General features: G+C 66.7%; 19 protein-coding genes. 7 read left to right on the top strand and 12 right to left on the bottom strand.

The window, feature by feature from the left end:
- Positions 1 to 154: 154 nt before the first annotated feature.
- Together DMB80_RS01070 and DMB80_RS01065 are read left to right on the top strand one after the other, a co-directional pair.
- On the top strand, positions 155 to 1,306 hold the full coding sequence (locus tag DMB80_RS01070) for a 3-ketosteroid-9-alpha-monooxygenase, oxygenase component (RefSeq protein ID WP_073683511.1): 1,152 nt from the start codon (positions 155 to 157) through the stop codon (positions 1,304 to 1,306).
- Positions 1,307 to 1,336: 30 nt separating this feature from the next.
- Positions 1,337 to 1,792: a hypothetical protein gene (locus tag DMB80_RS01065; protein WP_111508173.1), complete on the top strand. Its 456-nt coding sequence runs from the start codon at positions 1,337 to 1,339 to the stop codon at positions 1,790 to 1,792.
- 42 nt (positions 1,793 to 1,834) lie between these two features.
- Here the strand turns inward: DMB80_RS01065 and DMB80_RS01060 are convergent, their stop codons facing one another.
- From DMB80_RS01060 to DMB80_RS01050, 3 genes are read right to left on the bottom strand one after another with little or no spacing between them, the layout of a single operon-like run.
- Positions 1,835 to 2,983, bottom strand: a complete 1,149-nt coding sequence (locus tag DMB80_RS01060) for a sulfotransferase family protein (RefSeq protein ID WP_111508172.1) — start codon at positions 2,981 to 2,983, stop codon at positions 1,835 to 1,837.
- A complete protein-coding gene (locus DMB80_RS01055) occupies positions 2,980 to 3,753 on the bottom strand; it encodes an SDR family oxidoreductase (protein ID WP_420812106.1) in 774 nt (257 codons plus the stop codon). The genes DMB80_RS01060 and DMB80_RS01055 overlap by 4 nt, the downstream gene beginning before the upstream one ends.
- Before the next feature lie 8 nt (positions 3,754 to 3,761).
- Positions 3,762 to 4,889 carry a hypothetical protein gene (locus DMB80_RS01050; RefSeq protein WP_111508170.1) on the bottom strand — a complete coding sequence of 376 codons (1,128 nt, stop codon included), beginning with the start codon at positions 4,887 to 4,889 and terminating at the stop codon, positions 3,762 to 3,764.
- A gap of 87 nt (positions 4,890 to 4,976) precedes the next feature.
- On the opposite strand from DMB80_RS01050, the gene DMB80_RS01045 reads away from it, so the two are divergent.
- The gene (locus DMB80_RS01045; RefSeq protein ID WP_240430948.1) at positions 4,977 to 5,873 is read left to right on the top strand and encodes an IclR family transcriptional regulator; all 897 of its coding nucleotides are present in this window, start codon (positions 4,977 to 4,979) and stop codon (positions 5,871 to 5,873) included.
- Here the strand turns inward: DMB80_RS01045 and DMB80_RS01040 are convergent.
- From DMB80_RS01040 to DMB80_RS01020, 5 genes are all read right to left on the bottom strand, one after another.
- On the bottom strand, positions 5,870 to 7,957 hold the full coding sequence (locus DMB80_RS01040; RefSeq protein WP_111508168.1) for a RecQ family ATP-dependent DNA helicase: 2,088 nt from the start codon (positions 7,955 to 7,957) through the stop codon (positions 5,870 to 5,872). The two genes, DMB80_RS01045 and DMB80_RS01040, sit on opposite strands and share 4 nt — an antisense overlap.
- A 94-nt stretch (positions 7,958 to 8,051) precedes the next feature.
- On the bottom strand, positions 8,052 to 8,537 hold the full coding sequence (locus tag DMB80_RS01035; protein ID WP_111508167.1) for a hemophore-related protein: 486 nt from the start codon (positions 8,535 to 8,537) through the stop codon (positions 8,052 to 8,054).
- Positions 8,538 to 8,753: 216 nt separating this feature from the next.
- Positions 8,754 to 9,803 carry a 4-hydroxy-2-oxovalerate aldolase gene (gene dmpG / locus DMB80_RS01030; protein ID WP_111508166.1) on the bottom strand — a complete coding sequence of 350 codons (1,050 nt, stop codon included), beginning with the start codon at positions 9,801 to 9,803 and terminating at the stop codon, positions 8,754 to 8,756.
- Complete coding sequence (locus tag DMB80_RS01025) at positions 9,800 to 10,717, bottom strand: acetaldehyde dehydrogenase (acetylating) (RefSeq protein ID WP_111508165.1); 918 nt, start codon at positions 10,715 to 10,717, stop codon at positions 9,800 to 9,802. Before DMB80_RS01025 ends, dmpG begins: the two co-directional genes overlap by 4 nt.
- Positions 10,718 to 10,727: 10 nt before the next feature.
- The gene (locus DMB80_RS01020) at positions 10,728 to 11,513 is read right to left on the bottom strand and encodes a 2-keto-4-pentenoate hydratase (protein WP_111508164.1); all 786 of its coding nucleotides are present in this window, start codon (positions 11,511 to 11,513) and stop codon (positions 10,728 to 10,730) included.
- 69 nt (positions 11,514 to 11,582) lie between these two features.
- Between DMB80_RS01020 and kstD the strand changes: the two genes are divergently transcribed.
- Both kstD and DMB80_RS01010 read left to right on the top strand, forming a co-directional pair.
- Complete coding sequence (gene kstD, locus DMB80_RS01015; protein WP_111508326.1) at positions 11,583 to 13,265, top strand: 3-oxosteroid 1-dehydrogenase; 1,683 nt, start codon at positions 11,583 to 11,585, stop codon at positions 13,263 to 13,265.
- Between the two features lie 2 nt (positions 13,266 to 13,267).
- Positions 13,268 to 14,128: a MaoC/PaaZ C-terminal domain-containing protein gene (locus tag DMB80_RS01010; protein ID WP_111508163.1), complete on the top strand. Its 861-nt coding sequence runs from the start codon at positions 13,268 to 13,270 to the stop codon at positions 14,126 to 14,128.
- 4 nt (positions 14,129 to 14,132) lie between these two features.
- Here the strand turns inward: DMB80_RS01010 and DMB80_RS01005 are convergent, their stop codons facing one another.
- Together DMB80_RS01005 and DMB80_RS01000 are read right to left on the bottom strand one after the other, a co-directional pair.
- Positions 14,133 to 14,603 carry a hypothetical protein gene (locus DMB80_RS01005; protein ID WP_111508162.1) on the bottom strand — a complete coding sequence of 157 codons (471 nt, stop codon included), beginning with the start codon at positions 14,601 to 14,603 and terminating at the stop codon, positions 14,133 to 14,135.
- A 116-nt stretch (positions 14,604 to 14,719) separates the two neighbouring features.
- Positions 14,720 to 15,973 carry a hypothetical protein gene (locus tag DMB80_RS01000; RefSeq protein ID WP_111508161.1) on the bottom strand — a complete coding sequence of 418 codons (1,254 nt, stop codon included), beginning with the start codon at positions 15,971 to 15,973 and terminating at the stop codon, positions 14,720 to 14,722.
- 271 nt (positions 15,974 to 16,244) lie between these two features.
- Here DMB80_RS01000 and DMB80_RS00995 point away from each other — a divergent pair, with 271 nt between their 5' ends.
- Positions 16,245 to 17,132, top strand: coding sequence for an MPT63 family protein (locus DMB80_RS00995; protein WP_111508160.1), 888 nt, complete (start codon positions 16,245 to 16,247; stop codon positions 17,130 to 17,132).
- A gap of 33 nt (positions 17,133 to 17,165) precedes the next feature.
- Here DMB80_RS00995 and DMB80_RS00990 read toward each other — a convergent pair whose 3' ends face one another.
- Positions 17,166 to 17,882 (bottom strand): hypothetical protein, encoded by a 717-nt coding sequence (locus DMB80_RS00990; protein ID WP_111508159.1) that lies wholly within the window; start codon positions 17,880 to 17,882, stop codon positions 17,166 to 17,168.
- Between the two features lie 71 nt (positions 17,883 to 17,953).
- Positions 17,954 to 19,288 carry a hypothetical protein gene (locus DMB80_RS00985; protein WP_111508158.1) on the bottom strand — a complete coding sequence of 445 codons (1,335 nt, stop codon included), beginning with the start codon at positions 19,286 to 19,288 and terminating at the stop codon, positions 17,954 to 17,956.
- A 628-nt stretch (positions 19,289 to 19,916) separates the two neighbouring features.
- Here DMB80_RS00985 and DMB80_RS00980 point away from each other — a divergent pair.
- Positions 19,917 to 20,723, top strand: a complete 807-nt coding sequence (locus DMB80_RS00980) for a hypothetical protein (RefSeq protein WP_162938362.1) — start codon at positions 19,917 to 19,919, stop codon at positions 20,721 to 20,723.
- Positions 20,724 to 20,813: the final 90 nt, after the last annotated feature.

Here is a 20,813-nt window from a genome sequence, read left to right as displayed (position 1 = left end):
ACTCGGTGCGTTCGGAGCCAGCCGGGTACCCCGCGTGAGCACGGGTTCGCGCGTGAGATGCGCAACGTTGTGCGCTGGTGAAGCCCGGGCGATTGCGCGGCAGCGGCCGAAAACTGTAACGTGTTCTAATTCGAGTAAGAGTGGGAGGCCCCAGGTGAGCACGGACACGGCGGGAACCGCGAGCATTCGCGAGATCGACACCGGCACGCTGCCCGATCGCTTCGCGCGCGGCTGGCACTGCCTGGGCCCGGTGAAGGACTACCTCGACGGCAAGCCGCACGGCATCGAGATCTTCGGCACCATGCTGGTGGTGTTCGCGGATTCGGCCGGCGAGGTGAAGATCCTCGACGGCTACTGCCGTCACATGGGTGGGAACCTGTCGCAAGGCACGGTCAAAGGCGACGAGGTGGCCTGCCCGTTCCACGATTGGCGGTGGGGTGGCGACGGCAAGTGCAAGCTCGTGCCCTACGCCAAGCGCACGCCGCGGCTGGCCCGCACCCGCGCCTGGCACACCGACGTCCGCGGCGGTCTGCTCTTCGTATGGCACGACCACGAGGGCAATCCACCCCAGGAAGAAGTCCGCATCCCCGAGATCCCCGAGTGGGCCAGCGGTGAGTGGACCGACTGGAAATGGAACTCGATGCTCATCGAAGGCAGCAACTGCCGGGAGATCATCGACAACGTCACCGACATGGCGCACTTCTTCTACATCCACTTCGGCCTGCCGACGTACTTCAAGAACGTGTTCGAGGGCCACATCGCGTCGCAGTACCTCCACAACGTGGGCCGGCCCGACATCAACGACATGGGCACCGCGTACGGGGACGCGAAGCTCGACTCCGAGGCGAGCTATTTCGGCCCGTCGTTCATGATCAACTGGCTGCACAACACCTACGGCGACTTCAAAGCCGAGTCGATCCTGATCAACTGCCACTATCCGGTCACCCAGGATTCCTTCATGCTGCAGTGGGGCGTGATCGTCGAGAAGCCGAAAGGCTTGGACGACAAGACCACTGAGAAGTTGGCCGACGCGTTCACCGACGGGGTCAGCAAGGGCTTCCTGCAGGACGTCGAGATCTGGAAGCACAAGACCCGCATCGACAACCCGCTGCTGGTCGAAGAAGACGGCGCGGTGTACCAGATGCGCCGGTGGTACCAGCAGTTCTACGTCGACGCCGCCGATGTGACGCCCGAGATGACCGACCGCTTCGAGATGGAGGTCGACACCACGGCTGCGGTGCAGAAGTGGAACGTCGAGGTCGAGGAGAACCTGAAGGCAAGGGACTCTGAGAAGCAGTCGACGTGAGCGCCCAGCGAGAAGCGGAGCGGATCGCGCATGGATGAAGCACCCGATGTGGACCGCCTCGCGAGGTCGATGCTGCTGTTGCACGGGCACGACGACGAGGAGCACGGGCACGGCGACGTATCGGGTACCGGCTCGAAGAACTGGGGTAAGGCACCGGATTTCGCCTCGGACCCGGACCGGGCAGCGGCGGTGCGGGCGAGCAGTCAGGCCGATCGCGAACGCTATCTGAATTCGGGCCTGGCCTCGGTGGACTGCCGCTTCTGCCATGTCGCGGTGCGCGTCAAGAAGCTCGGGCCGGCACACACCTCGGTGCAGTGGACGTCAGAGGCGACGCAGCGCTGCGCACATTTCGCCGAGATCCGCTCTTCCGGGGGCGATCCCGCCCGCGAGCGAGCGTGCCCGCGACTGGCTGACAGCATCCGCCACGCCGTGGCCGAGGGGTGTCTCGAGGAGTACTCGAGCGCGCCGTCCCCCGGCGACGGCTGACGCGGTTCCCCTCTTCTCGCCCAAACCGACGTTTGGGCGCATTTACAGCCCGGCGAATTGTTCTTTGACCTGCTCTTCGGTCAACCCGTAGTCGGCCAGTGAATACGTGTGCTTCGGGGCGCGCGGACCCTGCTGGCTCTTCTCGTGGGTCTGCACGACGGCCGCGCGTGCCTCGTCGGTGAATTCGATGTCGAAGGCCCGGTAGATGTCCTCGACGACCGCCACCGGATCCTTGATGAGCGCAAAGTAGTCCAGATCGTAGAACTGCGCTGGATCGTGCTTGGCCCGTTCGGCGCTGAACAACCGCAATCCCCGAGACCACGTCTCGAGCGAATCCTCCCCGATGACGTTGCCGTGGAAGCTGTTCGACCATCCTTCGGTGGTGTGCTGCGCCAGCGAGCACATCGACGCCATGATCGTCTCGGCCGGCCGGTGGCACTGGATCACCAGCGCGTCGGGGTAGGTCGCGAACAGCGCATCGAGGGCGAACAGATGGCTGGGGTTCTTCAGGACCCACCGCTTGCCGGCATCGTTGAGCCCGATCAGCTGGAGGTTCTTGCGGTGCCTCTGATACGACTTCGTCCAATCCTGCCGCGCCAGCCACTGCGAGTAGGTCGGCAGGTGAGCCAACGTCTCGTAACTCACCGAATGCAGGGACTGCCGCAGGAGCTGCCAGCATTCCTCCACCTCGTCGGCGGTCATGTAGTGCAGACCGGTGTAGTCGGGATTCTCGGCGTGCGCCTTGGCGAACTGCGCATCCAACTGCTGGAAAACCGGGTTCTGCGACCAGGTTTCGCGAGGAGGCCGTGGCTGCGGGAACTCCGCGAGCCACAGCTCCAGACCCTGATGGCGCGGATCACCGGCCAGCAGTCGGTGCACGACCGTGGTGCCGGTGCGCGGTAGGCCGGTGACGAAGATCGGCCGCTCGATGGCGACGTCGACATGTTCGGGGTACTGCTGGAACGCCGCTTCCGACACCAGCCTGGCCACGAGCGCGTTGCGCACGAAGAACCGCTGCATCTTGCTGCCGAACTCGGTCAGGTCGGCATCCCGCTGATAGGACTCGAGCAGGACGGCCAGCGCTTCGCGGTAATTGTCGTCGTCGCTACCGAAATCCTCGAGTCCGCACGCTTTCACGGCCGAGGCGTGCAGGTCTTCGACGGTGCCGACATCCGTGCGGGATGAGCTCATGCCTTGTACTCCCCGCAGTTGACGTCCAGCGCCTGCCCGGTGATCCCGCTCGACAGATCGCTGGCCATGAACAGGATCGCCGATGCCACCTCGTCTTCGGTGGGCAGCCTCTTCAGATCACTGTTGACGGCGGCGGCCTTATAGATCTCGTCGACGGTCGTGCCGTACTTGCCGGCCTGGTGTTCGAAGTAACCCTGCAGCGTGCCACCCCAGATGTAGCCCGGTAGAACGGAATTGACACGGATGCCCTGTGCACCCAGCTCGCTGGCCAGGGACTGGGACATGGCCAGCAGAGCCGACTTCGCCATCTTGTAAGCGCCCTGCTTGGGGTCGGAGTGCCGCACCACCATCGAGTTCACGTTCACCACCGAGCCCTTCGCCTCGGTCAGCGCCGGCGTGAGTCCCTGGATCAGCCGGAGCGCACCGAGCACCGTGAGTTCGAAGGTCTCCCGGATGTGATCGAAGCTGGTCTTGGCCAGCGGCTTCATCGAGGGCACCTTGAACGCGTTGTTGATCAGCACATCGACTTTGCCGTACGCCTCTAGTGACTTCTCGACGAGGTTGGCGACCTGGGCCTCGTCGGTGATGTCGGTGCCCACCGACACCGCGCGCCGCCCGAGGCCCTCGATCTCCCCCGCAACGCCTTCGAGCCGCTCGACGGTGCGCGCGGCCAGCACCAGGTCGGCACCCTCCTGCGCACACCGACGCGCCAGTGTGGTCCCCAGCGCCGGACCGACGCCGCTGATCAGCACGACCTTGTTCTCGAGCATGCCCATCGCTATCCCACCATCCTGTAGCCGATCTGCTGCTGGCGCAGAGCTATTCGTGCGCGCCAGTCCTCAGAGGAGATCACGTTGTCCCGGTGGTAGGGCAGCGCGTCGGCGACATCGTCGACGCCCATCACCGCCACCGTGGGGCCGTCGGCCTCGGTCAGGTGCCGAGACACCCGCTGCCACCGGAACTGCAGATAACCCTTGCGATGCCCCAGCGTCTCGACCCAGTTCGTCACGCCAGGGTTCACATCAGAGACCACGATGCGGATGAAGCCGTCCGGATCCGCCTGCGCCTGAGTGCCGTTCAACGAGGTCTGGTGATTGATGTAGTCCAGCGAGATGTACCAGAGGCTGCCCAGCTGGAAGCCCATGTAGGGCGCATCGGAGACCGGCACCGTGATCACCATGGCCTGATCGGGGGCCAGATCGAAATGTCCCACCGACGAGTACTGAGTCGCCAGCCCGCCCGGGGTCAGCCGCGGCGCGACCATCGTGTTCACCGGCAGCGTGTCGTAGAACCATTGCGGGAACTGCAGCCAGGTCTTCACCCGCTGAACCAGCTGCTTGCCCGCGACCGTGAACCGCTTCTCGATCAGTTCGGGGGTCAGCGGTGGCGGCGCGGTGCCCGCAGTGTCGGTGCGCGCGATCGCCAGCGTGCCGCGCTGCGCCGACCAGTCGTTGTACACCTCGCGAATCACCAACTGCGCCGGCGACTTCGGGACCACCCGCCATTCGAAGGTGCCATCGGGCGCGATGTCGAGTTCGCGGTCGTCGAAGGCGGTCTCGCTGTCGGGGACGTTGTCGTCGGTGTACTCGCCGCCGAGCATCTGAAAGCTGAGATCGGTCGTCGTGCCACGCCGACCGGTCACCACGTATTCCCGCCCCGGCACGACGCGCGTGCCGAAGTAGAGCGTGTCCGGGTTGTCGAGCCCCATTTTGGTGAACGGACCGGTCCCGCTGTGCAGGAACGGGTGGTCACGGTCGTAGTCGAAGGCCACGTGCGTGCAGGCCGCCACGCACCCGGCGAAGTACTGGAGACCTTCGAGCAGGTCGGCCTCGGATTCGATGAACGGGGCTGCGACGACGAGCGCCTCGGCCTCGGCAATGGCGTCGATCAACGGCTGTGCATGCACGACATCGAAACTAGAACGCGTTCTAGCGGGAGTCAATATGTCGACCGCAACGTTCCATATGTGTACCGGCGTGTGTACCGTAGCGAGGTGCCGCCGACCGCTCGTCGCGTTTCGCCGCCGACCGACCGGGTCGTCGCGATCCTCGACTTCCTGGGTGGGCGGCCGACGGAACGCTTCGGCGTTTCCGAATTGGCGCGCCGGGTCGGCCTCAGCAAGCCCACCTGCCTGGGCATCGTCACCTCACTTGCCGAAGCGGGCTATCTCATACGCGATCACGCCGACAAGACCTACCGGCTGGGCCCTTCTCTGATCACGCTCGGCCACCGGGCCCAAGAGGCGATGCGCATCAGCCCCGCCGCGCGCGACGAGCTGCGCCGGCTCTCCACCAGATTCGGTGTGACCGCCGCTCTGTCGGCAGTTGTCGACGACCGCATCACCGTGCTGGATCTCGTCAGCTCGCCCGGTGCGCATCCGGGCGTCGAGGTGGGCCAGAGTTACCCGTTCGCGCCACCGGTCGGTCTGATGTTCGTGTTGTGGGACGACCACGCTGCACAGGCGTGGCTGGCCAAGGAGCCGACGATCCCGCTGCGCACCGACACCCAGCGGCTACACCGAGTGATCACCGCCTGCCGGGCCGACGGCTATCTCGTGGAACGCCAGACCCCGGCCGGTCGCCGCCTGTACGCGCTGATGGCCGGTATGTCGGCCACGCTGCCCGACGAACTGCGTGCACTGCTCGGCGAGCTGGTGTCCGACATCGGCGAGCGGGTGTCTTTGCGCGAGGACCGCCCGGCCGGCATGCGGCACGACATCAGCGTGATCTCCGCCCCGGTGTTCGACCAGCATCAGCGCCAGGCCATGGTGGCCTCGATGCACATCGGCACGGCGCTGAGCGAACGTGACATCGACGAGCGGGCCCGCGCGGTGGTCGCCGCCGCGGACGCGGTCACCGCCCAGCTCGGCGGGGTGCGTCCCCGGGCCTAGGACGTCGCGGCGAGCGCGAACGGCAGCACGTCCGTTGCGCCTGCCGCCCGGACTACGCGCGCGGCCATCGTCATGGTCCAGCCGCTGTCGGTGCGATCGTCGACCAGCAACACCGGACCGTCGGGCACCGTGTCGGGCGGCGTCCATGCGCCGTGCAGGGCCGCGACCCGGTAGGCCGAGTTCGCGGCGCCCGTGGGTCGGTGACCGGGGGCGTAGGTCAGGGTGCCGAGATCGGTGAGCCGGCCCAGCTCCGCCAGCCGCACCCGCAGGGAGCCGATCAGCTGCGGGTGGGTGGCCGAGTCGAGCGCCATTACCGCCGTCGGACGGACCTGCCAGTCCCATGCCGCGAGCACCTTCACGGCAGCGTTCACCACGTCGTCGGGAACCTTGGCGTCGGGCCCGTCGAGCAGCGCACGCAGGCGTGCGCCCCAGCCGAGATCGGTGAGCCGTCCGACTACGCGGCCGGGCGACGGTCCGTCGGTGATCCGGCCCGACAGTTCGATGCCCAGCTTGGCGAGACCGGTCGGCCACTGCTTGCGCGGCGCCAGCTCCACCCCGGGTCGCATCAGTGCGGCGCGGGTCTGCTCGGCATCTGAGGCCGCGACGTCGCCGCTGACGCGCTCGCCGGGACAGTTGTCACACCGGCCGCAGCGTTCGTCGGGGTTGAGCGTCGGATCGTCGAGTTGGGCGCGGAGGAACGCCATCCGGCAGCGTGGGGTCTTCTGGTAGTCGAGCATGGCCTGCTGTTCGCGGCGGCGCGCCTCATCCAACGTTCGGTACCGCTGTTCGTCGTACTCCCACGGCTCCCCGGTGCCGATCCAGCCGCCTTTGACCCTGCGAACGGCGCCGTCGACGTCGAGAACCTTGAGCACCATCTCCAGCCGGGAGCGGTTCAGGTCGACCAGCGGCTCCAGCGCCGCGGTCGACAGCGGACGGTCCCCGTCCAGCTCGCGAATCACCTTGCGCACCAACTGTTCCGGCGGAAACGCCAGCGATCCGAAGTAGCGCCAGATGTCGGCGTCCTCGTGGCCGGGCAGCAGGATCACCTCGGCTCGCTCGGTCGCACGCCCGGCGCGGCCGACCTGCTGGTAGTAGGCGATCGGCGAGGATGGCGCCCCCAGGTGGACCACGAAACCGAGGTCTGGTTTGTCGAACCCCATGCCCAACGCGGACGTGGCGATCAGCGCCTTGACGCGGTTGCCGAGGAGGTCGGCCTCGAGTTGCTCGCGTTCGGCGGCTTCGGTGGAGCCGGTGTAGGCCGCCACCGGATAGCCGCGCTCGCGCAGCAGCGCGGCGACGTCGTGAGCCTGGGCCACGGTCAGCGTGTAGACGATGCCCGAGCCGGGCAGTTCGCCGAGGTGGGCGGCCAGCCAGGCGGCGCGCTGCGCGGGATTGCCGGCAGTGACGACCGACAGGCGTAGAGACTCGCGGTCCAGACCACCTCGCAGCACCAGCGTGTCGCGACCGCCGACTCCGAGCTGAGCGGCGACGTCGGCGACCACTCGGTCGTTGGCGGTGGCAGTGGTCGCGAGCACGGGGACGTCAGCGCCGAGGTCGGCGAGAAGGGTGCGGATGCGGCGATAGTCGGGCCGGAAGTCGTGGCCCCAGTCCGAGACGCAGTGCGCCTCGTCCACGACGACGAGACCGGCGTCGCGCGCGAGCTCCGGCAGCACGGAGTCGCGGAAGTCGGGATTGTTCAGTCGCTCGGGGCTGACGAGCAGGACGTCGAGGTCGCCCTCGCGGACTCGGGCATGAACGCCGCCCCAGTCGGTCATGTTGCTCGAGTTGATGGTCGCGGCGCGCACGCCGGCCTTCTCCGCCGACGCGACCTGGTTGCGCATCAGCGCGAGCAGCGGCGACACGATCACGGTGGCCCCGTGACCGTTGCGACGGAGCAGAGTGGCTGCGATGAAGTAGACCGCCGATTTCCCCCACCCGGTGCGCTGCACCACCAACGCGCGGCGCCGATGCACCACGAGCGCCTCGATCGCCGTCCATTGGTCATCACGCAGGCGGGCATCCGGCCCGGCCAACTGCTCGAGGATCTTCTGCGCATCTGCTCGGCTCGGGTCCCGGGTCACCATGGCCCCATCGTGCCGAATGCGTGCGACAAGCCCGAAATGCACTCACCGTGCCCACTGGGTGTGGGCACGGTGAGTAACGGGGTCTGGAGGTCGATCAGGTGGTCGGCATCTCGGGAGCGGCCGGCATACCAGCCTCGGCCTCCGGAGCCGGTGTCACCGGCACCTCGGGAGCCTGCTCTGACGCACTCCAGACGGCCTGCGCCACTGGTGTCGGCGCCAGCTTCACACCGCAACGGTCCGACAGTGCACTCACTGGCTCGTGGATCGCCCTGAGCTGATCCTGGACCTGCGGGTTCTCGGCGAAGTAGGCCATGTACGCCTGGTTGGCCTGCGGCTGCGGCTCCGCCGCGATCTGAGTCAGCGCTTCGTCGGCTTGCGGGTTGGCCGTCAAGAAGGCGCCCTCGGAGGCGGCCGCTGTGCTGACGGTGCCGGCCACGGTGCTGGCGGTGCAGTCCTGCGCCGGCCCGGGCGCAGGCTGCGCACTGGCCACTGGGGCGATGATCGCCGCCGATCCGAAGGCGAGCAGGCCGCCGGCGAACGTGCCGAACAGTCCACGGCGAACGGTGTTAGCGGAAGTCACGAAGAATCACTCCTTTGGGTTTGCGATCAAACGGTCGCAGCCCAATGGCTAGCCGGCAGCCCCACATGCCAAACACCGGCGGCTAGGGACCCAGCTCACGATCCCCGTCGTCTGCGCAGGTCACACTCAAGGTGTGGGCGGTCAAAAAAATCGCGAGTGCACGGTTTCTGACGAGCCGCCTCGCGTTCCGTGTCACAAAGCGTGCGTTCGGTGGGGCTACTGGGTGGGCGCCGCGTCCATTTCGCGTTTGATCTCCAGGGCGATGTCGATGAGTTGGTCTTCTTGGCCGCCGATGAGTTTGCGTTGTCCGGCCCGGTGCAGGAGCTTGTGGGCCGGCACCCCGTAGCGTTCGGACTGGCGGATGGCGTGTTTGAGGAAGCTCGAATACACCCCGGAGTAGCCCATGATCAGCGCGTTGCGGTCCAGCAGGCATTCGGCAGGCATCGCGGGCGCGACGACCTCTTCGGCGGCGTCGGCGATGTCGAAGAAATCGATGCCGGTCTTGACCCCGATCTTGTCGAACACCCCGATCAGCGCCTCCACCGGCGCGTTACCGGCTCCGGCACCGAAGCGGCGGCAGGACCCGTCGATCTGCTTGGCCCCGGCCCGCACCGCCTCGATCGAGTTGGCCACACCCAGCCCGAGGTTCTCGTGCCCGTGAAAACCGACCTGGGCGTCATCACCGAGTTCGGCGACCAGCGCCGCCACCCGGTCGGCCACGCCCTCCAACACCAGCGCACCCGCGGAATCGACGACGTAGACGCACTGGCAACCGGCGTCGGCCATGATGCGGGCCTGCTTGGCCAGCTTCTCAGGACTGATGGTGTGGCTCATCATCAAGAACCCGACGGTCTCCAAGCCGAGTTCACGGGCCAGCCCGAAATGCTGGATCGAGACGTCAGCCTCGGTGCAGTGCGTGGCGATCCGGCAGATCGACCCCCCGTTGTTCTGCGCCTCTTTGATGTCTTCCTTGGTGCCCACCCCGGGCAGCATCAGGAACGCGATCTTCGATTCCTTGGCCGTCTCGGCGGCCAGTTTGATCAGTTCCTGCTCCGGGGTTTTGGAGAAGCCGTAGTTAAAGCTCGACCCGCCCAACCCGTCACCATGGGTGACTTCGATGACCGGCACCCCCGCCGCATCCAGGGCCGCGACGATCGACCCCACTTCATCCTTGGTGAACTGGTGGCGCTTGTGATGGCTACCGTCGCGCAGCGACGTGTCGGTCATCCGCACGTCCCACATCGGGTCGAAATAGATGCCGCTCATGCGTGACCTCCCGTGGTTGCCGCCAGGACTTCCTTCGCGATCTCCTCGCCGACCTTTGTCGCCGCAGCGGTCATGATGTCCAGATTCCCCGCATACGGCGGCAGGTAGTCCCCGGCACCCTCGACCTCGATGAACGTGGTGACCACATGGGTGCCGCCGTTGACCACCGACGGCTCGTCGAACTGCGGTTCGTTGAGCAACCGGTAACCGGGCACATAGGTTTGCACCTCGGCCACGACCTCGTTGATCGACGCGGTGATCGCGTCGTGGTCGGCGTCCTCGGGGATTGCGCAGAAGATGGTGTCGCGCATGATCATCGGCGGATCCGCTGGATTCAGGATGATGATCGCCTTACCCCGCGCCGCACCCCCGATGTTCGACACCCCCGCGCTGGTGGTCTTGGTGAACTCGTCGATGTTGGCCCGGGTGCCCGGACCCGCCGACGCCGAGGACACCGACGCCACGATCTCGGCATAGGGCACCCCCACCACGCGCGACACGGCGTAGACGATCGGGATGGTCGCCTGCCCTCCGCAGGTCACCATGTTCACATTCGGAGCATCCAGGTGCTCGCGCAGATTCGCCGGCGGAATCACCCCCGGCCCCACCGCCGCAGGCGTCAGATCGATCGCCCGGATACCGGCCTCGGCATACCGCGGCGCGGCATCGCGGTGCACATAGGCACTGGTCGCCTCGAACACCATGTCGGGCAACTCATCACGACCCAACAACCAGTCCACACCCTCGTGCGAGGTTTCCAAACCGAGCGTGCGGGCCCGCGCCAAACCCTCACTGGCCGGATCGATCCCGATCATCCACCGCGGCTCCAACCACTCCGACCGCAACAACTTGTACAACAAATCAGTACTGATGTTGCCCGAGCCCACGATCGCCACGGTTGCCTTGTCTGCCATGAGCAGGCTCCTATTCGAAATCCAGTCGTACCGAACCCAATCCGGAAAAATCTGCGACGAAGTGACTGCCCGGGGGTGCGTCGATCGCCCGGGTGCACGACCCCGGCAACACGATGTCGCCGGCCTTCAGTCGGACGCCGAAGCTCTCGACCTTGCGAGCAAGCCACGCCACCGCGGTGACGGGGTTGCCCAGCACCGCATCACTGCGTCCTTCGGCGACCACCTCGCCGTTGTTCGTCAGCACCGCATCGATGGCCCGGATGTCGATGTCCTTGGGCGAGACCCGCGCCTCCCCCAGTACCCACCCCGCCGATGACGCGTTGTCGGCGATGGTGTCGCACAGCTTGATCTGCCAGTTCGTGATCCGCGTGTCGATCAGCTCGATCGCCGGCGCGAACGCGGCGGTTGCAGCCAGCACGTCGTCCTCGGTGCAGCCGGCCCCGGGCAGGTCGTCGGAGAGAATGAAGCCGACCTCGACCTCGACCCGGGGGTACAGGAATCGAGCCGATTCGACGGGCCGATCCTCGAAGACCTCCATGCCGTCGAGCAGATGCCCGTAGTCGGGCTCGTCGACGTTCATCATCTTCTGCATGGCCTCCGAGGACAGCCCCACCTTGTGGCCGATCACCCGCGCACCGTCGGCCACCTTGGACCGGATGTTGATCAACTGGATCTCGTAGGCGTCGACGACGTCGATGTCGGGATGGGCGTCGGTGAGAGGTGAGATGGGCTGACGCGTGCGCTCGGCTTCGGCCAGGTCGGCGGCGAGCTTTTCGCGCACCTGCGCGGGCAACATGTGAATTCCCCTCGTTTCTTCCACCGGCACAGTTGTTAGTCGGCCGGGCAATTCTATAACGTGTTCTACATGACCGAGCAGGAGTATGACGTCGTCGTGGTCGGCAGTGGCGCCGCGGGTATGGTCGCCGCCCTCACGGCCGCTCATCAGGGTCTCTCGACGATAGTCGTCGAAAAGGCTCCGCACTACGGTGGTTCGACCGCACGCTCGGGTGGCGGGGTGTGGATTCCGAACAACGAAATCCTGGAACGGGACGGCGTCAGCGACACCCGCGACGCCGCGCGCACCTACCTGCACACAATCATCGGCGACGTGGTGCCGACCGAGAAGATCGACACGTACCTCGACCGCGGTCCGGAGATGCTGTCGTTCGTGCTCGCACAATCGCCGCTCAAGCTGTGCTGGGTGCCGAAATATCCCGACTACTACCCCGAGTCACCGGGCGGGAAGCCGACCGGCCGGTCGGTGGAGCCCAAGCCCTTCGACGCCAAGAAGCTCGGTCCGGACATGGACGGCCTGGAGCCGCCGTACGGCAAGGTGCCGCTCAACGTCGTCGTCATGCAGCAGGATTACATGCGGCTCAACCAGCTCAAGCGCCATCCCCGCGGGGTGCTGCGCAGCCTCAAGGTCGGCGCGCGCACGATGTGGGCGCAGGCGACCGGCAAGAACCTCGTCGGGATGGGCCGCGCGCTCATCGCGCCGCTGCGCGTCGGCCTGCAGAAAGCCGGGGTGCCGGTGCAGCTCAACACCGCGATGACCGACCTCTATGTCGAAGACGGCGTCGTCCGCGGCATCTACGTCCGCAACACCGCCGAACCCGAGAGCGCCGAGCCGACGCTGATCCGGGCCCGCCGAGGAGTCATCCTGGGCAGCGGCGGGTTCGAGCACAACGAGCAGATGCGGGTGAAGTACCAGCGCGCGCCCATCACCACCGAGTGGACGGTCGGCGCGGCAGCCAACACCGGCGACGGCATAGTGGCCGCCGAGAAGCTCGGCGCCGCGCTGGACGTCATGGAAGATGCCTGGTGGGGTCCGACCATTCCGCTGGTCGGCGCGCCGTGGTTCGCGCTGTCGGAGCGCAACTCGCCCGGCTCGATCATCGTCAACATGAACGGCAAGCGCTTCATGAACGAGTCGATGCCCTACGTCGAAGCGTGCCACCACATGTACGGCGGCCAGTACGGACAAGGCCAGGGCCCCGGCGAGAACATCCCGGCCTGGCTCGTCTTCGACCAGCAGTACCGCGACCGCTACATCTTCGCCGGTTTGCAACCCGGACAACGGATTCCGAACAAATGGATGGAGTCCGGCGTGATCGTGAAAGCGGACACGCTCGACGAGCTGGCAGCCAAGACCGGCCTGCCCGTCAACGCCCTGACCGCAACCGTCGCGCGCTTCAACGGGTTCGCCCGCAGCGGCGTGGACGAGGACTTCAAGCGCGGCGAGAGCGCCTATGACCGCTACTACGGCGATCCCACCAACAAGCCCAATCCGAACCTGGGCGAGATCAGCCACGCGCCGTTCTACGCCGCCAAGATGGTGCCCGGGGATCTGGGCACCAAGGGCGGCATCGTCACCGACACCAATGGGCGTGCCCTGCGCGACGACGGCTCGGTCATCGACGGGCTCTACGCGGCGGGTAACGTCAGTGCCCCCGTGATGGGCCACACCTACCCCGGCCCTGGCGGCACCATCGGTCCCGCGATGACGTTCGGATACCTCGCCGCGCGGCACCTGGCCGGCAAGGAGTAAGCATGCCCATCAATCTCGACGAAGCGATCGGCGCGGAACTCCCTGCGGTCGAATTCTCGTGGAGCAGCAGCGATGTGCAGCTCTATCATCTCGGTCTCGGCGCGGGCGCCGATCCGATGGACCCGCGCGAGCTGCGCTATCTGACCGACGGCACGCCGCAGGTACTGCCGACCTTCGGCAATGTCGCGCAGAGTTTCCACATGACCGAACCGCCGGCGGTGAAGTTCCCCGGCATCGACATCGAGCTGTCCAAGGTGCTGCATGCCAGCGAGGCGGTGACCGTGCCCGGTCCGATCCCGCCGTCGGGGACGGCCACCGCGGTCACCCGGTTCACCGAGATCTGGGACAAGGGCAAGGCCGCGGTGATCTGGTCGGAGACCGAGGTCACCGACACTGCGGGCACGCTGTTGTGGACGCAGAAGCGATCGATCTTCGCCCGCGGTGAAGGCGGCTTCGGGGGCGACCGCGGCCCGTCCGGATCGTCCGCAGCGCCTGAGGGAGCGCCGGACATCGAACTGACGCTTCCCACATCGCCGCAGCAGGCGCTGCTCTATCGGATGTGCGGTGATCGCAATCCGCTGCATTCGGACCCGGATTTCGCTGCGGCAGCGGGCTTTCCGCGGCCGATCCTGCACGGGCTGTGCACCTACGGCATGACCTGCAAGGCGTTGGTCGACAATCTGCTCGACGGTGATGTCGCAGCCCTGAAGTCATACGGCGCGCGGATGGCCGGTGTCGTGTTCCCCGGCGAAACGCTGAAGGTCAGCGTCTGGAAGGACGCCGGTGCCTACCGCGCGGTGGTCACGGCGCCGGAGCGCGATGACGCCGTGGCGCTGGCCGGCGTGGAGTTCGTGCCGGCCTGATCCTCTACCGGCACAGCTCGTCGATCTTGGTGGCAGTGTCCTGCGCGCTGGTCTGCCGTTGGGTCTGGGCCGGATCGTTGCCGGGAGCACCGGCGAGCTGACCCATCCCGATGTAGGTCAGGTCGTTGGCGAACGACCTGACCGCGTCGGCCAGATCGCCGGGCACAGCGGAGTTCAGCCGTGACAGCAGGAACTCCCCACCACCGAGCGTGGCGAGCCGGGCATTCGCGGCCACTGCCTGACGGGCGACCTTGTCGGTGCCCAGATTCGCGTTCGTCTGCAACGACACCGCGTTGCGCACGGTCGTGAACGCCTGACAGATCTCGGTCTTGGCGTCGCCGCTCGACGGGGCGCCTGTGGCGTTCGCGCCATCCGTCGGCGACGAGCGCAACAGGCCCCACGCGGCGAGGGCAAGAGCGATCACGGCGACGACGAGCGCGGCCGGGGCCATCCACGCCGGTTTGGTGTCAGACATGCCAGCGATGATAGCTCATGCGAATCGCGTTGATTCGCAGACACTTTCAAGTATCGCGCGAGAACACGGGCGTCGACTACGTGTCGACGCCCGTGCCTGCGCGGTCGTGCGTACTTCTAGGGGGTGGAGGCAGGAGTGCTGCCGGTGCCCTTGGCGCCGTCCTTACCGGACTTGCCGAAGAAACCACCCGAACCGGCGCCACCACCGTTGCCGCCGGTGCCCTTACCGGTCGACGAGGTACCGTTGCCGCCCTTGCCGCCGTCGCCGCCATTGCCGACGATGCCGGTCGCGCCACCGCCGGCGCCGCCGTTGCCGCCGGTCGCGTCTCCTGCGCCGGCAGTGGCGTTTCCGCCCGCACCGCCGCCACCGGCCTGGCCGTTCTTGGTGCCGCCGCCGGCGCCACCCTTGCCGCCGAAGGTGTCGTTGTCGTTGTTGCCGGTCGCGTCGCCACCCTTGCCACCGGTGCCGCCGGTGCCCAGCTCCGATTTACCGCCGGAACCGCCGGCGCCGCCGACGGCAATCTCGCCGGTCCCCGAGGTGGTCGCGCCGCCGCCATCGCCGCCGTTACCAGCGGTCACACTGCCCACCTCACCGCTGTCGCCACCGGCGCCGCCCTTGCCACCCTGCGCGGAACCGTTCGCCGAGGAGGCAGTGCCGCCGTTGCCGCCGTTACCACCCTTGCCGCCCCACCGGCCGCCGCTGCCACCGGCGCCGCCGTTACCGCCGAAGGCGTTGTTGACCGCGGATTCGTCCTTGTCCTTGGTGGCCGGGTCATCGACGACGTTCGCGGTGTTGTTGATCCCCTTGCCGCCGTTACCGCCGTTACCGCCGTTGCCGCCGAACTTGCCGCCTTCGCCGCCTGCGCCACCCGCGCCGCCGTTGCACGCGGCGCCAGTGCAGCCTTCTTTCGCGTCGACGCCGTTGCCGCCGTTGCCGCCGTTGCCGAACCACTTGCCGGCATTGCCGCCGCTGCCGCCGTTGGCGCCGTCGCCACCGTTGCCGCCCAGGAGACCGGCGTCACCGCCGTTGCACGCAGTGCCGGTGCAGTCGGCAGCTGCGTCGACGCCGTCGCCGTAGAGCCAGCCGCCCGTACCGATCATCGGCCGCAGCGCAGGCCGCGCCGGATCGGCAGACGTGTCGGCCGCGGCGACCCTCTTGTCGTTGTGGGAGCCGGCCTGCTGCCACCACAGCACGTCCTCGTCGTTGACGAGTTGGATCTGATGCGTCACCGGCGCCGGCGCGGCATCGTAGTCCAGCATCAGCGTGCCGATGCCGGCCATCGCGGCGCTGGTGACACCCGCGGTGACCCCGGCCGCGAGGTAGGTGCGCACCGACATCGACCGTGCGCCGCTCTTGGAGTGCTTGCCCATGAAAACTGATCCCCTGTTCGTGATCGAATCCCCGTCAGCCGGGGACACTAGTCCTTCCAAAGCCTGCGCAGACACCAAACTCGCGATTTGCTGCTCATGGTCGTGTCGGCATGCCGGACACGCACGGTGACGATAGCCCAGTTCCGCTGTCTGCTAAGGCCGGAGCCGTCTCATCGAACAAATTGGTGCACTGGACCCGTATGGGGAGCTGTTAGGTTGCTCGTGAGGTGTATCTCGCTGCTCGCTCAAGGAAAATCGGGAGGACAATCCAGTGAAATTCAAGCCCGCAGTGATCGCTGCCGCCGCAGCGGCTGCGCTCGGCGTCTCCGGGGCACCGATCGCGTCGGCCGACGCGGAGGTCCAGTATCTCGGCCAGCCCGGCGAACTCGTCAACGGCAGCGTCGTTCAGCACTGGACGGTCACCGGTCTCAAGCCGAGCAGCGACATAATTCCCTATCAGCCCGCGGGCACGCTGTGGGAAGCCACCGCCACCGACGAGGCGATCGCCGGCTCGGTCACGCCCATCGTGTCCAACCTGAATGCGCGCGCCCGCAACGGCGACACCTATCGGGTGCTGTTCACCGTGGCCACTCCGCAGGGTGTGAACCCGTCGACGCTGGCGCAGGGCGAGAAGACCACCGGCAAGATCTACTTCGATGTGACGGGCGAAAAGCCCGACAGCGTCTTCTATTCCGACGGCGACCCCGAGCAGGTGTTGCTGTGGGTGGAGCCGCCACCACCGCCTCCTGCGCCCGCGACGGGCGGATACAGCGCCCCCGCATCGTCGGGCTCGTCGTCGGCGGGCACCGCCGAGACCGCCACTCCTGATACCGCGACGACGTCGACGCCGCCGACCCCCGGCGCAGCACCGGCCTCGGCCACACAGACGCCCACTCCCGTACCTGCGGGCAGCGCCGGTACCCCGCTGCCCGAGGGAAGCTCCGGAACCCCGCTGCCGGCCGGCAGCGCGGGGACACAGATGCCCGCCGACATGGCTCCGGCCAGCCCCGCGCCGGCCAGCCCGGCACCGGTGCCCGCGGCGGTCACCCCTGCGCCGCAGGGCAGCTCGGGCACGCCGCTTCCGGCGGGCAGCAGCGGTACCCCCGCTCCGATGCAGAGCCCGGCCACGACCACCGTCGTGGTCCCGCCACCGTCGTAGCCGGCTCGCGCACCTGGTGGGCCGGCAGCACTCTCAGGAGTGAGACGCCCACCAGGTGTACAGCTGCACCATGTTCGGGCCCGTCGGTCCGGACTGCACCTGACTGACCAGCAGATCGGCGTCGGTGCTCCAGCCGACCGTCGGCTTGCTCTGCTGAAATCCACACACCAGCGTCCCCGCGGTTTGTTGCGGAGTTGCGTTGCGGCGCCACGGACCGGGCGACTGGATGTTGCCTGGGCAATCGACCACCGATGAGGTGCTCACGACGTTGTCGAACAGGTCTTTGGCAGCTGCCTTGTCCGCGGCGAGCGTGTAGGTGGCTGTGAGTGGGCCGCCAGGATCGGTGTTCGCTCCGCAACTCACCTGGGCCAGCGCGCCCTGTGCGGGGACGACGGTTTCGCAGGAATCAGGGGCGTAGCCGGGCGGCAGCATCTGCAGCAACCGGGCCTGTGCCTGTTCCGAGCTCTCCCTCGTCGACGTGGGCGCATCGTCGCCTCCGGCGGTGTCGGAGCCATCGGACGCCGGCCAGAACAGCCACGCAATCACTCCCAGCACCACCACGGCGACGGTCGCGACGGCGATGAGCACGACCGGCCGGTTGTCACGGCGCACCGGCCGCGGAGTCACCGACAGCGGCGCATCGAAGCGCCGATCCGCCTGACCCGACGGCACGGCCGAAGACCGCCGCGGCTCATGCGCGGTCAGCGGCCCGGTGTCCTCGTCATCGGGTTGTGGTTCCTGAGGACTCATGCTGTCCAGGCTAGTGCGTGCCCGACCCCGATCGTGTCAAGCTCTCGCGCAGATGACCGTGCCCCCTCGAGTCACGAGCTAGGCGAACCCCCGTCGCCCCCATCACCGTGACTCGCAGAATCATTGCCGCCGCTCGCATCTCGTCCCCCCGCCGGACCGTCGCCACCACCCCCGCCAGTGTCTTCTCCAGGTCCCGTGGTTCCCGTCGACTCCGTGGCGCCGCCCGAAGGTGAACTGTCTTGTCCACCCTGCGGTTCGTCGCTGTGGGACTCGGTGTCCTCGCCCGGACTCAGATCATCAGAGTTTGGCGCCGTTGCCGACACGTCACCTTCGACGGTGATCCGAGTCGGTTCACTCGGCTCCGGTGTCGACATCTCCGATGATGCAACAGGTTCTGGCGCAGCTGTCATCGTCGGTGGGGAGTACGTCTCAGGAGCGGCTGTCTCGATTGTCGGCGCGAACGTCACGGGCGCAACGGTCATCGGTGCCGGCAGTGGCGCCGGAGCCGGCTCTGTCGGCGGAGCTGCCTCCGATGTCGCTGCGAACACCTCAGGCGCTGCGACGGCCGCCAGCATCGGCGTGGCAGCCACGGGATCCACCGCACGCATGACACTGGCTGTGATGGCGTCAGCGACAATTGAGACACCAGGCTCGACGTTGACGAATCCGACAGGCGCAGGCGCAGGCGCCGTCGCAGGCGCGGCCGGAGCAAGTGGCGCCGACGGGTCGCTGCGGACGTAGCGCATGTCCACACTGGCGGTCGGCCGACCGTTGACCGCGATCTGCACCTGGTAGGGCGTTGCGGGAGCGGACGTCAGTGCGATCTTGCCCATCTCCGTTGTGATTCTGGGGAGATCCACCGTTCCCAGGGAAGCGGCATCGAGCAGCCGGCTCAAGTCCCTCATCTCGGGGAGACCGAGCACAGCAGCGAGTGCGGAATCGGGCAACGCCAGTAACGCGCGCAGTTTGTCGATGAGTGCCGACACGTCTCTGTCACCGAACCTGGACGTCAAGAGGATCAGCAACGCCTGCAACTTGGCTTTCACCGGCACTCCACCGAGAGTGCCGAAAAGTTCTGGGTTGGCGGCCATTTGCGGACCCGGCGCCACCCCAACCCTCGCTCCCTCGAACATCTTGAATGCCACGGACTCGGTGCTCACCACGCTGCGGACGTCGATCGGTCCGGCGGTGTCGACACCTCGCTTCGCTGAACCCGACTCCGCGACAGCGACTTTGGTCATATCAGGAAGCACAACGTAGATCCCGGACGGCACCGTCGACGGAATGAGAGCCCACGTCTGAACAGCAATACCCGAGACGAGGAACAGCAGGAAACCGCGACGAGCTCCTGTCGACATGCGATCGCCGATCAGCTCCGGATGGTCGACGACCTTTCGAACAGCCACCCACGGAGCCGATTTGCCATCACGCGAAGTCGCACTCACAGGCCACCCTCCTCGATCTTGGGTCGGTAGGCCAAACCGCGTTCGCGGAGTGTCCGGAGTCCTAATAGGCAGTGGAACAGTGACGCGTCACCAATGGCGTGCCGCCAACAGGACCGCTGCGCACATAGCGTAAGACTTTGCCAGACAAGGTGTCAACAACGCGGCGGTTCGGATCAGGTGAGAATTTGAACAGACATTCTTCGATCACGGAATTCGGATACCGAACGCTAGGCCAGTGACTGGCGCGATCTTGCGCCACACACCCGCAGATCAATATCAGACTCGACCGAATCTCGCTGTCTGCGAGAACTACTCATGGATTCAGTTCCGCATACGTCTCGTGCGCCTCGATGCCTGGGAAAGAACTAGATCCTTGCCTGATGAGCATGAATCTCGGTGCGCGGACCAGCGCCGATCTGCCCGACGAACTCTCGGAAGAAATGACTGCTCCCGGCCGCCGTCTGCGTTGCTGAGGCAGACCATTGGCGCCGATTCCATTCGTGTCCTCCATCGAACCGGTCACTCGCACGCCGACCTGGCGATAGCCTCGCGGCACCACCCCTGTGTCTGCGATCATCCACTCACGGTCATGGTGGTTCCCTACCGAAGGGCGTTGATGACGACACCACCCACCTCGTCGGTGAATCACCGGGACATGCTCGCCGCGGCGTCGATTCGTATCGCCTGCGGAGCATTTCTGTGTTTCCTGTTGTGCACGTGCGCATCACCGACGGCGCACTCTGACCTCTACCAGGATTACAGCACCGAGCCGAACGGTAGCCATCCTGCTGTGTTCGACTCCGGGCAGACCGCGATTCTCACCTACACGCCGAACGACTCGGCCCGTCCCACCATCTACGGGGGGAGGTCGATCATCAACTACAACGGTCCCGGCCGCGGAGCGGGGTACGCCACCGCGCAGTTGGACGCCACGGCTTCCTACGTCGAGGCTGACTGGAACTTCGGATCCGGTGGAACTGCCAGCGGCGCGATGGCTTTGGGCTTGTACGCAACCGGGATTCCGTCGGGCTACCTGGGCGACACGCTCACACCGGATAGTCCGGCGCACGTCGTGTTTCTCGACGATCACTTCGAGTACGGCGTGTGGCAGAACCATGTTCTGACGGTCATCGCGAATGTGCCATACGGGCGCCGTTTCGGCACCGAAACTCAGCACGTCGCCGTCTATGTCGACAACGCGGCGGGCAAGGCGTGGGTGTTGGGACCGACCGGCGTCGTCTACGGTCCGTACACGCATCCACAGATCAAGGATGTGACTGCTCCGTACGTGACGATCGAGCAGTTCTACGGCGATGCCAGCACTGATACGCGTGTGGAGATCCAGCGGTGGCGCGCATCGTCGGATCCCAGCAATCCGCCGATGCCGCGCCAGTGAAGTAGATTGCGCAGGAACGCAACTCACCCGGCCGGCGCCCATATGCGGAAAGAGCAGCACGGTCTCTGCTCTCCCCTGTAAGTTGACCTC

Origin of the sequence: Mycobacterium kyogaense (genome assembly GCF_003254575.1) — a bacterium.
Lineage (GTDB): Bacteria > Actinomycetota > Actinomycetes > Mycobacteriales > Mycobacteriaceae > Mycobacterium > Mycobacterium kyogaense.
Note: the sequence above shows the minus strand (reverse complement) of the source record. Positions and strands in the feature narration are given on the sequence as shown.